The following is a 15,352-nucleotide window of genomic DNA, read 5'->3' on the forward strand; positions in this document are numbered from 1 at the left end:
GGGGTATCTCGCATCGGAAGGAGATAGATGCCCATTACTATGCATCCATCGATAATCGTTCGGTACGTCTTGGTTTACTTAATGGGGCAATCCCCTTGGCACTTTTAGCCGTGCGCTTCCTTAAGCTTCACGGAAGTAAAGTCCGTTCGATAATATCGGATCATGACCGCCAAGCCGAGCGCAACAAGGAACGAATAGAGCGCCAGCCATGCACCCATGCTTCCCCACTCGAACACGATGACGAACAGATAAGTCAGCGGTACGAACATGAAGAGGCTCAGGACGAACGAGGCTCTCATCAGGAACGTCGTATCCCCGATACCTCTCAAGCCGCCTGCGTAGAAATTATAGAAGCCGTCGAAAATTTGCAGATAAGCCGACACTTGAATCAGATGCGCGGCCAGCTCGTACACGCCCGGATCGCTGCTGTACATCTTCGCGATCGGAACGGCCCAGATCAGCTCGACCGTGCCGAGCAGAATCAGGAAGATCGCGCCGAGCACGGCCGTATTCGTCCCGGCCTTCTTCGCCTTGTCCGGCCGGCCCTGACCGATGCCCTGGCCGACGAGAATCGTCGCCGTCGAGCCGAACGCGAAGGCGGGCATGAAGCCGAACGACATGACGCTGAGCGCCACCTCGTTGGCGGCCGCCGCCAAATCCCCGAGCGTCAGGACGAACATCGTGAAGATGTACATCGACACGCTCATGGAAAATTCCTGCAGCCCCAGCTTGCCGCTCTCTTGAGAGATCAGCTTAAGCTCTTTCCAGTCCGGATTTTGCAGCTTCCTCGTCTGATACCGCTTATGCATCGGTCCCCAGAATACAATCAGACAGACGGCCAGTTGCACCGCTTCGCCGATCAGGAGCGCGTAGCCCGCCCCGATAATGCCCATGTTCGGCAAGCCCCAATGTCCGTACGTCAAACCGTAAGTCAAGCCGACCATCAGCACGTTCGCCACGATGGACACGATCATCGAAGTGCGCGTGTCGCCCACGCCCCGGAAGAAACCATGAAAAACGAAGCTGATAATGCCGAACGCCATCGCGTAGAAGCGCAGCTCCAAATATTCTCCCCCGGTGGCGACCAGCTCGGCCGAACCGCCGGTCATCCTCAGCACCGCCCCGCTGGCCAGCCAGCCGGCAAGGGCGATAAGCATCGCTACCCCTAGGCTGACGACCAAGGCCAGGTACATGCGCTGCATGCCCTTGCGCATCTCTCCCGCTCCGAAATTCTGCGCGACAAGATAATTGATCGAGTGTCCGATACCGGAAAAAATGGCAAACACGTTGTACATAATAATGTTGGACACGCCGACTACGGCAATGACCACGTAACCGAGATCGCCTACGAGAATCAGGTTAACCGTGCCTGTCAACGTCTGCGTGGCAAAGGCGAATAATGACGGAAGCGCCAGCACGAGAATGCCGTACCAGCTTTTAAGCAGTTTCATGAAGTCTGTACCTTCCCCGAGTAAGATAAATTCAATCTCACCATTTTGCCGGAGAACGCGATTCTAGTCAATAGCCGGAATAACAATTCGCACCGTTGCGCCGACGCCCGGCCTGCTGGCGATTGTAACGCCGAATTCCTGCCCGTAATGCAGCTTGATTCTCTGATCGACGTTGCGGATACCGTACCCGGCAGGCGTATCGTCGCCGGCCGGCTCGAAAATTTGCCTAAGCGTCTCTCGCCTGAACCCGATCCCGTCATCGATGACTTGGAAGACGATCGTTCCGTTTTCCACCGTTCCCGTAATACGAATATGAATTCGATCCCCGCACCAGCCGTGCTGCAGCACATTCTCAATAAACGGCTGTAAAATCAGCTTCAGCGTCTCGTACGGAAAAACAGCCGGATCGATGTCGTAATGAACGTGCATTCGGTCCGCGTATTTCGTCTTCTGAATGTCGATGTACGCCTTCGCCTGCTCGATCTCCTTGAACACCGTAATGACGTTCTTGCCGTCGTTCAGCGACAGCCGATAAAACTTGGCCAGGTCGAGCACCATCTGGTGCAGCTTGTCGACTTGCCCGAACTTGGCCAGCCTGCTGATCGAAGACAGCGTGTTATATAAGAAATGCGGATTGATCTGCGCTTGCAGCGACTCCAGCTCCGCTTCCTTTTTCTTCAAGTTCGTTATGTACACTTCCCGGATCAGATTGCCGATATTTAGCCCCATCTCGTTAAGAGCGGCCGAGATGCGCGTGAACTCGTCATTGCCCCTGAACTGGATGCGCTTGTGAAACTCCCCGCCCTGGAACGAATCGAGCACGGATACGATTTTCCCTACCCGCCGGGAGAAAAATCTGGAGATGAAATACCCGACGACGGAAAACACAGCGAAGCAGGCCAGGCAGATGAGCAGCGTCAGCTTTCTGAGCTTGTTCGTATCGCGATCGGTCAAGTCTTTCGGAATGAGCGCCGTCAGCTTCCAATCCTCGATGGGCAAAGCCTGCTGGATGACGATGTGCTCGTCGTCTTCCGCTTGCGTCCACGTCTGGCCGATCGGCGGAGATGATTGTCCCGAAGCTCTGACGACGCGCCCGGTCTCATCGGTAACGAACAGCCCCGTGCCTTCTCCGACCTTCTCATAGTCAACGCTCTCGAACAGATCCTTCATATAGACGCTGAGCCGGAGAAAGCCGATCTCCTTGGACTGAATCTGGCTAATATCGACGATCCTTCTCAGCAGCGATATTCTTCCATAATCTTCATCATCCTCGACGCGCTTCCACTGCATCGTGACGCCGTATTCTTCGGGCGGGTAAAATTTGTACCAATTCCGATCGTAAATTCGCGTAATGTGGTACCAATCGACGGGCCTGATATTCGTCTCCAGCGGATCGGTATAGTAGATGCTGTAGATTTCTTCGAACGTCAGGTTGTGAAAATAGAAGCTCAGCCACATGCGGCGGTCCAGCGTATCGAGCGCGGTTCTGAACTTGGGACGCATATAGTCCCTCATCGCCGCGTAATTCACCCAGCCCGCATCATATTGGCGAAGATGGTCGGCCATCACGTCGTCGAAATAAAGCATATCGGTCACCCGACGGAAATCTTCGGTCCGATCCTCGATGTTGTCCACGATTTGCTGCAGCGTTCCTTGAATGGCGCTTCGCGCATGCTCTCGGAAGGAGCCGACGAACACCGAATTGGCAATGTAACCGAGCAGCGCGATCGGCAGAACGATAAAGGCCGAGTAGGATAACATCAGCTTGTAGCCTAGTGGCAAATAATTGCGGGATTTACGGTTCATGCGCGCCGCCCTCCAGAGCTCCGACTTAACGTTTCCTGCGGTATTCCAGCGGGGTCAGCCCCGTCGTTTCCTTGAACTGCCGGCTGAAGTAGGGCAAATACCGGTAGCCTGCGCGATCGGCGATCTCGTAGATTTTCAGATTCGTATTCCGCAGCAGCTGCTGCGACTGCTCCATCCGCAGGTCGATGACGAAATCGCTGAAATTCATCCCCGTCTCGTCCTTGAACAATACGCCGAGATAATTCGGGGAGAAGGAGAAGGAACAGGCCACGTCCCGCAGCGTAATGTTCTCGTGCAGACGACTGCGAATGTGCTGGATGATATCTTGAATCAGCTTGCCGTTCTTCGAGCGCTTTCGGCTTTGCAGCTTTTCCGACAACTCGAACAGCAGGCGCCTCAGCCAGTCGTGAATGTCGTCGATCGTCTCGAAGTGAATGAGAATATCCAGATTTTTCAGTTCCATCCCCATCAGCGCGAAGAAGTTTTCCTGCATGGAGCGAAGACTGTCGTTCAGCTTCATGACCAGATACATCGTCAGGTTGCGAACGGTCACTTTCGTTCCCATCTGCGAGATGAGCTGGAAGATCGCCGACAACTCGTCGTCCATCCGCACCAGATCGTATTGAGCGACCGCCTTCAGCAAGGAATCCAATTGCAGATCGATCGTCTTCGCCTGGTCGTTCTCAGTCCCCGCTTCGGCGTCGTAGGGCAGAATCTTGCCCTTGCCCCGAAACATCTTGTGTTCGAGCGCCGTCAGCGCTTGGTCATAAGATTGGGACAGTTCCTTCAAGCGGAGGACCTCGTCGCCCAGACCGATCGTGATCGTAAAAGGATACTCCGCTTTTACCCGCTCGGTAAGCTCCGCCAAGCTCTCCGGCGGCAGCCTCGAACCGAGCAGAATCGCCGTTCTCTGCTTCGACAGCTTGCAGATATGCTCGACTTCGCGGGAGTGCAGCAGCTCCGCCAGCAGATCGTAGAACCCGCAGAGCAGGCGCTGCTTCTCCTGCTCGCTGTAGGGATTCAGCTTCCAGTAGTAATCGTCGATTTCCAGCACGGCCACCCGAACCGGCCAGGTCAAGCTGCCCAGACGATACGCCTCGTCCAGCACGTTCAGCTCCTCCCGGTCCGTCGGGGTTTCGAGCAGACCGAGCATGTATTCGTTTTTGGCGATCGGCACGATTTTGCGGAACGCTTCCTCTTCCTCCTTGCGCCTGCGGCTCCTCTCCAAATCCAGACGGATCTTGGTCAGAGAGTGAATCAGCTCCCGATCGTCCATCGGCTTCAGAACGTATCCATGGGCGTTAAGCGACATCGCTTGCTTGACGTAGTTGAAATCCTTATGTCCGCTGACGAAGATGACGCGCAGCTCTTCCTGCTTGTCGAGCGCCCGCCGGGCCAGCTCGATGCCCGACATATTCGGCATTCTGACGTCGGTGACGAGAATGTCGATCTTCTCTCTCTCGATCACTGCGCACGCCTCGAAGCCGCTGTTCACCGCGCCAACGACTTCCAACCCGAGATCGTGCCACGGAATGAACGTTCTCATGCCTTCCAAGTCCAAAATTTCGTCGTCCGCCAGCAAAACTTTGTACATTCGCACCACTCCCCGAAAGTGAGGTAAAGAGGGTATACGTATGTATACCCTCTTGCCTATCTCACCGCATAAGCGATCGTCTCTATTCTCTTCCCATCGCTTTGCGGTTTTCGTGCCATTTTTTCGTTTTGAAATCGAGCACGTCCTGGTACCCGACCTTCATCGCATCCTCGTGCGCCTTGTCGAGAATCCGGTCGACGTCCGCGTCGGACTTCGTGTTCATGAGCGCTTCGGCGCGGGATTTGTCCCAGATGTCCTCGACCGCCGTTTGCTTGATGCCTTCGTCGCTGTCCTTCGCAGGCTCGAGATTGACGAACTCGGTCGCTTCGCCTTGCGTCCGCCAGGCGATGTTATACTGCTGCGAAGTCTCCCAGTTGCGGTCTTGCTCCGGCAGCGTGGACTCGTAATCGCCCTTCGTTTTGTCCGTGAAGACCGCATTGCCGTTCCACGTATACCATGTCGTAATTGCTTGAAGATCTACGAGCTCTTTTTGCTTCTTCACGTAGTTTTCGTTGAATACCGGGGTCGGCACGCCGTCGACGTCCTTGAATTCGTCCCAGAATTCTCCCGGAGGCCCCCACATCAGCACCGACTGCGCTTCGGGACCCGTGAACCAGTCGAGGAACGCGAACGCCTTTTCCGGATCCGGGGTGCTTTTCGTAATCGTAATGATGTTCCAGCCGAGATACGTATAAGTGCCTGGGAAGATTTTGTTGCGGTCGAGCCCCGGTTTGGCGATCGGCCAGATCATCTCGTAGCCGGCTTCCGGATCTTGCGCGGAGAGCAACGCTTGACCTTCTCTCGCGAACTCGGTGGCGTTGATGCTGGCGTAGACGGCGACCTCGCCGTTCAGAATCTTCTCCTTCACTTGATCGCGCGTCTGCGAGAACGCGTCCTGCGTCATCAATTTCTCGCGGTACAGCTGGGCTGCGAACTTCATCGATTCGCGGTAGGTCGGATCGTTGAAGATCGAGGTCATGACGCCGTCCTTCGGACGGGCGCGGTCACCGACCCATCTGTTCAGCGCGTTCTCTTCGAAGGCGGAATACAGAACGTCGAGCAATTGGCCGTCGATCGCGAGATCGGATTCGATCGGAGTGACGCCCGGGTACTTCTCCTTGACCAGCTTCGCGTAGCTGTACAGATCCTCCGTCGTCTCCAGCTTGGGGGAGCCCAGCTCTTTGTAGATTTTTTTATTGATGATCCAGCCGGCGTTGCCGACCGGCTTGTTCGTGTACCAGTTCGGGAACTGGTAGAGCTTGCCGTCCTCGGAGCGCAGCATGTTGCGGAGCTCCTCCGGCACCCACTTCTTCATGTTCGGATACTTGTCGATGTAGTCGTCGATCGGGGCCAGCATATCGTTCTTCCGCATCATCTCGAATTCCGCCGCGCCGCGGTTGAACCAGATCAGATCCGGAAGATCCTTGCCCGCCAGCATCGTGTTCAGCTTCTGCTGCGCGTTGTTGCCGGAAGGAATATATTCGATGTTGACCTTCTTGTTGTCCTTGATCCATTTCGAAGAAATGTCCTGCCCCCACGGCGCCATGGAAAACCAATCGTAGTGCGCATAAAACTTCAGATTCAGCGGCTCGCTGCCCAGTTCGAAAATGTCTGAGACTGGCGTTGCGGGTGCTTCTCCATTGCTTGGAGTTTCCGTACTGCCGGAAGCGCTGCTGGACGAGGACGTGCTGCTGGGCGAAGACGAGTTGCCGGAATTGCCTCCGCCGCAGCCGGCCAGAACCGTCGTCAGCGTGAGCAGCGCCGCGGCCGTCGTAAGCATGGCTTTTTTCTTGCTCATACCTGTCATTGTTTGATTGCCCCTTTCCATATTTAGGGTTCTATGGTCAAAGCATAAATGCTCTAAACCCGGATCTGCTTCGCCTATTCCTTCAGCGAGCCAATGAGCACGCCCTTGACGAAATAACGCTGGACGAACGGATACACGCAGACGATCGGCAAGGTCGCGACCATCATGATGGCCATGGACAGCGAGCGGGAAGTGATCGTTCGGAATCTGCCCAGAGCCGCCGCTGCGGCCGCATCGATCTGCGACAGGTTCTCCGTGGCGATATTGGAATTCAGAATTTGCCTGAGCAGCGTCTGAATCGGAATCAGGTACTCCTTGTTGATGTAGATGCTTGGCACGAACCAGTCGTTCCAGTGAGCGACCGCCGTGAACAGACTAAGCGTGGCGATGACCGGTCCCGACAGCGGAAGCACGATGCGGAAGAACGTTCCCCAATCCCCGCAGCCGTCAATCTTGGCCGACTCCTGCAGCCCTTCCGGCAAGCCGTTAAAGAAGGTGCGGAAAATGATCATATTCCAGACGCTGATCAGGGAAGGGATAATGAACACCCAGAACGAATCCATCAGCCCCAGCCCGCGAATGAGCAGATAGGTCGGAATCAGACCGCCGCCGAAATAGATCGTGACGATGCACATAATCATGTAATACTTGCGCCCGATCAGCTCTTTTTTCGTCATCCCGTAAGCAAAGACGGCCGTCGCCAGAATGGACATGAACGTTCCGACGATCGTGCGCAGAACGGAGACGAAGAACGCCTGAAGCAGCCTGTCGTCCTTGAACACTGTCTCGTAGTTGTCCCACGTCCACGCCCTCGGCCAGAAGGTCACGCCGCCAAGGGCCGTATCCTTCCCTTCGTTAAACGAGATGACAAGCGCGTTCCAGAACGGATAAAACGTGGTGAAAGCGAGCAACAACAACATGGCGTATATCGTAACGACCATCGTTCGGTCGCCGGCCCCTAATCTTCTCATACGTTGTCTCTCCCCTTTCCTCGAAATCGTCGGATTACCATAAGCTGCTGCCGTACCTTCGAGCGATCAGGTTGGCGAACACAAGCAAGGCAACGCTGATGACCGCCCTGAACAATCCGATCGCCGTCGCGAAGGAATAGCGCAAATTCTCGATGCCGATTCGGAATACGTACGTGTCGAGAACGTCCGATACGTTCCAGAGGATCGGATTTTTGGCCAACAGGAGAATGTCTTCGAATCCGGCGTTCAACAGATTGCCGATCGCAAGAATCATGAAGATGATGACGACCGGCATGATCGAAGGAAGCGTGATCAGGAACATCTGCTTGAACTTGCTTGCCCCGTCCACCTCGGCTGCTTCATACATTGTCTGATCGATACCGGCGATCGCCGCCAGGAACACGATGGAGTTAAATCCGATGTCCTTCCAAATATTCGCCGTAATGAGAATCGTCCAGAAATACTGCGGCATGGACAGGAAGCTCAGAGGCTCGTCTATCAGCTTCAATTTCTGAAGGAGGATGTTCACGCTGCCGTTGTCGATCGACAGCATCGAGGAGATAAAGCCCGCTACGATAACCCAGGAAATAAAGTAGGGCAAATAGCTGACGGACTGGACGAATCTCTTGAAAAAACGATGTCTGACCTCGTTCAGCATCAGGGCCAGCACGATCGGCGCGGGAAAGCCGATAAAAAACTTCAGACCGCTGATGACCAGCGTGTTGCGCATAACCTTCAGGAAGTCCGGGCTTTCGAAGAACGCCTCGAAATGCTTGAATCCGACCCAGGGGCTGGCATTAAATCCTTTGATCAGGTTGTAGTCCTTAAAGGCGGTCAGCACACCGTACATGGGCAAATAGTTGAACACGAAGATGAGCGCGAGAGCCGGCAAAACCATCAACTGCATTTGCCACTGCCTGATTATTCTGATAACTATCCCGGCTCCCGCGGAACTGTTTTTCTTCGTCTGAATCGTTAGCTGCGTCATCGCTTTCGCCCCCTGTCGTTCATAATCTAATCTTAAGGGAACGCAAGTTCCAAAAATATTTGCCTAACCAACTATAATTGATACTTTTCACATGACTTGTCGGCGGAAAATGCAAAAAACCCGCTCGGTCGCACCAATGCGCGATGAGCGGGGTTTCTATTGAAATAGGTTATCTTTTAATCGCTGTGATGCGCAATCTTCGGTAATCTGCCGTCCATCGGTTGCCGTCGTAGAGCGTGTCCGTTAATTTATCCGCCGCCTTCCCACTCCAACGCTCGGCCTCTGCTGGCGTGGCGTCCGGGAACATCGCCGTACCGAACATTTCAATCCAATCTCTCATGCCAGCCTCGCCTTTCTCCAACAGAGTCGGCCGGTCCAGCAGAATCGCCGTCCGCACCTCCATTCCATGCTTCTCCAACAACGAAGCATACTCTCCGATCGACGGAAAATACCAAGGCATCACGAACCGATCCTCCGCCCCCTCCTCTTGCAATGTCTGCCTGGTCGCAGACACGATCGCCTGCACGTTCCCCGCGCCTCCGAATTCCGCGACGAACCTCCCTCCGGTCCGAAGTCCAGACAGGAAGCTGCGAATCGCCGCCTCGGGGTCCTTCATCCAATGCAGCGCCGCGTTGCTGAAGACGGCGCCGTATTCGAAATCCGCTCGCCAGTCCATCCCGTCCACGCACCGGAACCGAATATCCGGATATTTCATGCGCGCCCTTTCCACCATTTCCGGGGAAATATCAAGGCCGTATACGTCCGCCCCTCTCTTCGCAATCGCGGCAGCCAGATCTCCCGTCCCGCATCCGTAATCGACAATCGTCTCCCCCTCCGCCGGGTTCAACCAATCGATCAAATCTTCGCCGTACCGGGACACGAAGCTCATCGTTTCATCGTATCCGTCCGCCTGCCAATGGATCTTCTGCGTATTCACCATACCGCTCCACTCCTTATCAAGGTCGATACTCAAGTTATAGCACCTTTCTTTTTATTGTTGAAATATATAAATATTATAATATTTATAGTTTTTAACTATATATAACCTCCGTTCGTTCGCTCGCTCTAACCCGACTCAGGCGGGCTGCAGCTCCTCCAAGCTCCGTTTGCCGGCTCTAACCCGACTCAGGCGGGCTACAGTTCCTCCAACCTCCGTTCGCTCACTCTAACCCGACTCAGGCGGGCTGCAGCTCCTCCAACCTCCGTTCGCTCGCTCTAACCCGGCTCAGGCGGGCTACAATTCCTCCAACCTCCGTTTGCCGGCTCTAACCCGACTCAGACGGGCTACAGTTCCTCCAACCTCCATTCGCTCGCTCTAACCCGACTCAGGCGGGCTACAACTCCTCCAACCTCCATTCGCTCGCTCTAACCCGACTCAGTCGGGCTGCAGCTCCTCGAACCTCCGTTCGCTCGCTCTAACCCGACTCAGGCGGGCTGCAGTTCCTCCAACCTCCGTTCGCTCGCTCTAACCCGACTCAGGCGGGCTACAACTCCTCCAAGCTCCGTTTGCTCGCTCTAACCCGACTCAGTCGGGCTGCAGCTCCTCCAAGCTCCATTCGCTCGCTCTAACCCGACTCAGTCGGGCTGCAACTCCTCCAACCTCCGTGCGCCTGCTCTATAACCCGACTCAGTCGGGCTGCAGCTCCTCCAAGCTCCGTGCGCTTGCTCTAACCAGACTCAGTCGGGCTGCAGTTCCTCCAACCTCCATTTGCCGGCTCTAACCCGACTCAGTCGGGCTACAAGCTCCTCCAACCTCCGTTTGCTCGCTCTAACCCGACTCAGTCGGGCTACAGCTCCTCCAACCTCCGTTTGCTCGCTCTAACCCGACTCAGGCGGGCTACAGTTCCTCCAACCTCCATTTGCCGGCTCTAACCCGACTCAGTCGGGCTACAAGCTCCTCCAACCTCCGTTTGACCGCTCTAACCCGACTCAGGCGGGCTGCAGCTCCTCCAACCTCCGTGCGCCTGCTCTAACCCGACTCAGTCGGGCTGCAGCTCCTCCAACCTCTGTTCACTCGCTCTAACCCGGCTCAGTCGGGCTGCAGCTCCTCCAACCTCCGTTTGCTCGCTCTAACCCGACTGAGTCGGGCTACAGTTCCTTCAACCTCCGTTCGTTCGCTCTAACCCGACTCAGGCGGGCTACAGTTCCTTCAACCTCCGTTCGCTCGCTCTAACCCGACTCAGGCGGGCTGCAGTTCCTCCAACCTCCGTTCGCTCGCTCTAACCCGACTGAGTCGGGCTAAGAAAAACTGTCGAAAACGGTTTTTACGGACATGGTAAAGAAGCCGCAGTATCGGAGTGAGAACTGCGACCACAAACCTTATTCGCTTTTCCTGCATTGCCTAAGACTTTCCTCTTCAGATACATTTTTATGGATTGTTATATTCTTTATCTTAACTCCAGATTCAGGCGTATCAGTCAAAATAAATTGAATTTTATCGTATGAAGGAGCATGGTGTCCTTCATAATTTAGCGCACTTGCATGAACTAAATGTCTGCGTGTACTTGGGGGAGGATGATACAATTTAATTAATCGTTTTAAATTAGAATGGAGCCGTGCGGTAGGACATTCACCAATAAGAAATGGTGATGATAATGCAATATGTATCAAGAAAAGCCGTTGAAGGTGCGATTCATAAGATTTTTTTCAACAACGCTAAGGACACTGAAATTTCGGTCGATGTTCTGATCCGTTCATTGATTGAAGATCTCAATTCCCAACAATTGACCCAAGAGCAAAAAAACAAACTGGGGCAGTATATCTTTTTTAACCCGGATGTAATCCAGCAACTGTAACAATCGGAGACGGAAGCTGAGGACGAGTATACCGCCAATTATGAGGAATACATAAAGTTTAAGAATGCGATCACCAATGAGCCAAGATAATCCATATTCGGTTACATGGAGTCGAACGGCTCTTCGCGCGTTGCTTGGATTCAACAAAGTTGATCATGATTATGTTTGCCGTTTGCTCAGATAGATAAAGTGGCCGATTATGGAAATTATCGATATACAGCATCCGTCCTCCTTTTACCAACGACTAGTCTTCCTCTTCTCGGCGTGTTTCAAAACACATCTCTGTAAGCGTCAATCTCTCCCCACCTGTCAGCGCTCACGTACTTTGTCGGTGCCGTAATCACCGCCATTTTGACGAGCACTGACACTAGAATGAAATTATTGACTTACCTGGAGAACCAGCAGAAAAGTTAATTGAACTATCACAACAATTCTTGTACTACATTGGGAGTGCTGGATTAGGGGAAAGTTTACTTTACTGCAACTTGATCTTGATGAAAACAACAAAATGAGGAATCATGACATTATATATGAATTCAATAACTCGATAACCGCCTTCTCACCAAGGCGGTTTTATAATGGTCAATTATTATCCATATTAGAATTCAACAGAGTCCAAAATAAAAAAACCAAACCTCGGCGGTTTGGCTTCTGTTTCCTTACGGCTGATATGCAGTTCACTTCTTCCAGAACAACGACGGCCTTAGGATAGATTTAGTCTGATAACTAGCTTCCTCTTCTTTAGCCAGATGTTGCACCTTACTAACATTCGCTTCCGAAACGGTAGCAAATTTGCTGTCACTAGTCCACGGCTGCTCAAAGTAAACCTTTCGAGCCTTTGGATCAAAAGCCTTCACGTGGTTCATGTTTACGACATTAGTGCGGTCCAGACGTTCGAAGCCCAGATCCTTAAACAGGACGAGTAGTTCTTCAAGCGTGGTGGGGTAGAAATACATGTTGTCCTTCGTATAGAACTCAGGACCATCCGACGTAGGCTTGATCGCAATTAAATCCTCAACGTTAACAACACATGGGTTTCCATCGCGATCTAGCAAGTGGATTTGGTTAGACATGAAATCATCCCCTTTCTAACGTTTAACAAGTATTACTTCTTTAGTTCGGCAGGAATTTCGGGACGGTGCCAGAAGGTCCATGAAGCCGTGCTTACGAATACAACAGCAACCAGTGCAAGGAGTTTTGAAACACTTACGGCTACAGATCGTTTCATTCTATCACCTCCTTTTTAACGAGATTGTAGAAACCGCTTGAAAAAAGTGAGCAATAGCAATGGTTGAACTCAGAAAAAAGAAATTCACTCCAATAATTAATAGAGATATAAGTTTCAATAAAGGAAAATACTTTTTAGGAATTCGAGCATGGCCTTCAATATTAGAAGGTGCAAATATCATTATAATAACTAAGTTTATACAAATAAAGTATACTGTCCAACTTGCATTCAATGAAATATGTGGAGCTATCGAGAGCAATATAGTCGATAACAAAGAACAATGCATGGCTTTCCTTAAATGAAGCCCGCCGGAAAAAAAACGCAATATAACGAATGCCAACGCCCCGAGCATTGTCATGCCTAATGTTCCAGTAATGACCCCAACCGTTCCAATAAATAGAACCGTGAGTAGGGTTTGAATAATTCCTTCAAGAGAGAATTTCATTACGGCAACGCTAGCCGTATTATCCGGGTCTGCTCTCTTTATTGATTCGGCAATACGAAGAGCTAAAGATTCAATCATTTTTTCTCCCGTCCCTTTTCACAGAGAGATATATCAACCCTAACAGCGCGATAAAGAGAAATATTGAAACAAATAGATTAGGAACGTTCTTAAACAAAACGAACATAAGATTAACAATAAAAATTGCCACAATCGATAAGGATATGAACACAAGGAACGGGCGATTGTCTCTATCAAAGAACCTGATCCGTTTAAATCGGCTATTATTTTCTACAAAACTGAATCCACCCTTTTGCAAGTAAATAACAAGCCCAAACATAAACATCATGAACGCTGAAGCCGATTGCATGATAAATGCGTTTCTTGTGTATGGCTCGATTTCTCCAATACTTCCAAAGTGTATTGTAACTGTCGCAATAATCCATGAAACGATAAAATTAATTAAGTACCCGGTGGTCACCATTACAGTAGCATTAAATAAATGAACCCTTAGAAAAAAAACGACAAAGCATATCATTAAACCCGCTTGAACCAAGGGTGAAATTGCTCTTAATGATTCCGTTTGCAACGTATTCGACACAAGACTCAACACAACAGAAAAAATAGCAAATTTTAATACATACTCATTAATATTGAATCGAAACAACACAAGTATAAAAAACACAAATGCAATATATTCAAGCGATGAGAAGAACACAAAGCTAGCAAAATTCATTTTTGAATTGTTCCTCCAGCATAAAATAGTCCTGCTCCTATTTTATCATTTTCAATTCATTCGTATCTATAATTTTCTAAAAAGTATGTTGAAAAAATAAATTAACTTATCCAATTTTCCTATATTAAATGGTATAAAAGGTTTATATCATTCTTCTTGGAGGTAAAAATTGGATTCCATAATCAATTTTTTGAAATTAAACATTCTTGTATCCATTCCGCAATTTTTCGTTTACTGGCTATTTTGTTTTTCATTTATAAATCCCCAACCGCCGAAACTGATAAAAAGACTGTTTCTAATGGCCGTTATTCATTCTGTGTATACCGATTCGCTGGTCCTAGTATTGCCTACTTATATGCATCTAATTAATACTACGTTGACTGGCATCCTGCTGACGTTTCTATTTTTCCGGGACTTAAAAACTAAACAAAAAATTGTCGTTTACTTATTTTTGCTCGTGTTTTCAATCGTTATGGATATGATTTTAGCGACGATACTTGTTTACCTTATAGGAATTCCATCCCGTGAATCCTTTTTGCGCGAAGACTTGTTGAAGATACTCCCGGTATTGTATCCTCAACTTTTCGTAGTCTCGATCTTGTCCTGGTTTATTCGCGCCCGCAAAAATAATTATGGAAAAAAGATATTTTCGATATTATCGGATATTGAAAAAGGAACTCTCGCAAAAGTTTCTTCCCTTATCGTGATTCAATTTATACTGCTAGGGTCTTTACAACTAATTCAAATCAGTACCGAAAAACATAACTTCTATTTGAGCATCATCCTCGTCTACCTCACCATCCTAGTCAGTCTACTAGCCCTAGTCTCGATCATCCGCCTGCTGGTGAGAACAAGAGAACAAGCGGCCAAGTCGACGCAAGAGGTATACATAGACGACATTAACGATATGTTCACGTCGATTCGCGGGCAGAGGCACGACTTTCTGAATCACGTTCAAGTGATCCATACGATGGTGCAAATGGGCCGAACGGAGCAGTTGAAAGCCTATGTCGGAGATCTGGTCAAGGAGACCCGGGACGTGAGCGATATCGTTCACCATTCTTCTCCGGCGCTCGCCGCCTTCATTCAAGCGAAGACGGCGGTCTCTATCGGTAAAGGCATCGATTTTACATACGAACTCCCCGCCAAGTGGGATGCCGGCGAAACGACGGTTAAAGTGATCGACATTATCAAAATCATGGGCAATCTCGTAGACAACGCATTCGACGAAGCTATGAACCTCCCGCAGCAGGAGCGAAGCGTCTTCGCCTCTATTCGCGTCTTGGAGGACGGATCGATCGAACTTCTAGTCTCCAATCGCGGCCGCTCCTTGACGGCGCACGATCGGCAGCTTATTTTCAAACCGGGGTATACGACGAAGGGGGAAGGACATAGCGGGCTCGGGTTGGCCATCGTCCAAGAGAGGGTCAAGCACTACAAAGGCTCGTTGGACCTGGTGTCCGACGAGAGGGAAGGGCTGACTACTTTCAAGGTCTACCTTCCGGAAATAAGCGCGTAATTCCTCTCTATCCAT

At 51.0% G+C, this 15,352-nt stretch carries 11 protein-coding genes; 1 reads left to right on the forward strand and 10 read right to left on the reverse strand.

Annotation, left to right across the window (positions count from 1 at the left end):
* Positions 1 to 104: 104 nt before the first annotated feature.
* The 10 genes from B0G52_RS28465 to B0G52_RS28515 form a co-directional block, all read right to left on the reverse strand.
* The gene (locus tag B0G52_RS28465) at positions 105 to 1,451 is read right to left on the reverse strand and encodes an MATE family efflux transporter (RefSeq protein WP_198960749.1); all 1,347 of its coding nucleotides are present in this window, start codon (positions 1,449 to 1,451) and stop codon (positions 105 to 107) included.
* Positions 1,452 to 1,514: 63 nt separating this feature from the next.
* Positions 1,515 to 3,257 carry a cache domain-containing sensor histidine kinase gene (locus B0G52_RS28470; RefSeq protein WP_233163157.1) on the reverse strand — a complete coding sequence of 581 codons (1,743 nt, stop codon included), beginning with the start codon at positions 3,255 to 3,257 and terminating at the stop codon, positions 1,515 to 1,517.
* 25 nt (positions 3,258 to 3,282) lie between these two features.
* Positions 3,283 to 4,851, reverse strand: coding sequence for a response regulator (locus B0G52_RS28475; RefSeq protein ID WP_094049678.1), 1,569 nt, complete (start codon positions 4,849 to 4,851; stop codon positions 3,283 to 3,285).
* An 82-nt stretch (positions 4,852 to 4,933) separates the two neighbouring features.
* Positions 4,934 to 6,649: an extracellular solute-binding protein gene (locus B0G52_RS28480; RefSeq protein ID WP_094049680.1), complete on the reverse strand. Its 1,716-nt coding sequence runs from the start codon at positions 6,647 to 6,649 to the stop codon at positions 4,934 to 4,936.
* Between the two features lie 83 nt (positions 6,650 to 6,732).
* Positions 6,733 to 7,629: a carbohydrate ABC transporter permease gene (locus tag B0G52_RS28485; protein WP_094049682.1), complete on the reverse strand. Its 897-nt coding sequence runs from the start codon at positions 7,627 to 7,629 to the stop codon at positions 6,733 to 6,735.
* A 34-nt stretch (positions 7,630 to 7,663) separates the two neighbouring features.
* Positions 7,664 to 8,617, reverse strand: a complete 954-nt coding sequence (locus tag B0G52_RS28490) for an ABC transporter permease (RefSeq protein ID WP_094049684.1) — start codon at positions 8,615 to 8,617, stop codon at positions 7,664 to 7,666.
* Positions 8,618 to 8,786: 169 nt separating this feature from the next.
* Positions 8,787 to 9,557, reverse strand: a complete 771-nt coding sequence (locus B0G52_RS28495) for a class I SAM-dependent methyltransferase (RefSeq protein WP_094049686.1) — start codon at positions 9,555 to 9,557, stop codon at positions 8,787 to 8,789.
* A 2,532-nt stretch (positions 9,558 to 12,089) separates the two neighbouring features.
* On the reverse strand, positions 12,090 to 12,485 hold the full coding sequence (locus tag B0G52_RS28505; RefSeq protein WP_094049689.1) for a LytTR family transcriptional regulator DNA-binding domain-containing protein: 396 nt from the start codon (positions 12,483 to 12,485) through the stop codon (positions 12,090 to 12,092).
* A gap of 32 nt (positions 12,486 to 12,517) precedes the next feature.
* Positions 12,518 to 12,640, reverse strand: coding sequence for a cyclic lactone autoinducer peptide (locus B0G52_RS28510; protein WP_094049690.1), 123 nt, complete (start codon positions 12,638 to 12,640; stop codon positions 12,518 to 12,520).
* A 4-nt stretch (positions 12,641 to 12,644) separates the two neighbouring features.
* Positions 12,645 to 13,163 carry an accessory gene regulator B family protein gene (locus tag B0G52_RS28515; RefSeq protein WP_094049692.1) on the reverse strand — a complete coding sequence of 173 codons (519 nt, stop codon included), beginning with the start codon at positions 13,161 to 13,163 and terminating at the stop codon, positions 12,645 to 12,647.
* A gap of 1,499 nt (positions 13,164 to 14,662) precedes the next feature.
* Here B0G52_RS28515 and B0G52_RS35740 point away from each other — a divergent pair.
* Complete coding sequence (locus B0G52_RS35740) at positions 14,663 to 15,337, forward strand: sensor histidine kinase (protein ID WP_158223914.1); 675 nt, start codon at positions 14,663 to 14,665, stop codon at positions 15,335 to 15,337.
* The last annotated feature ends 15 nt before the right edge of the window (positions 15,338 to 15,352 follow it).

The organism is Cohnella sp. SGD-V74 (assembly GCF_003001675.1).
Classification (GTDB): Bacteria; Bacillota; Bacilli; order Paenibacillales; family Paenibacillaceae; genus Cohnella.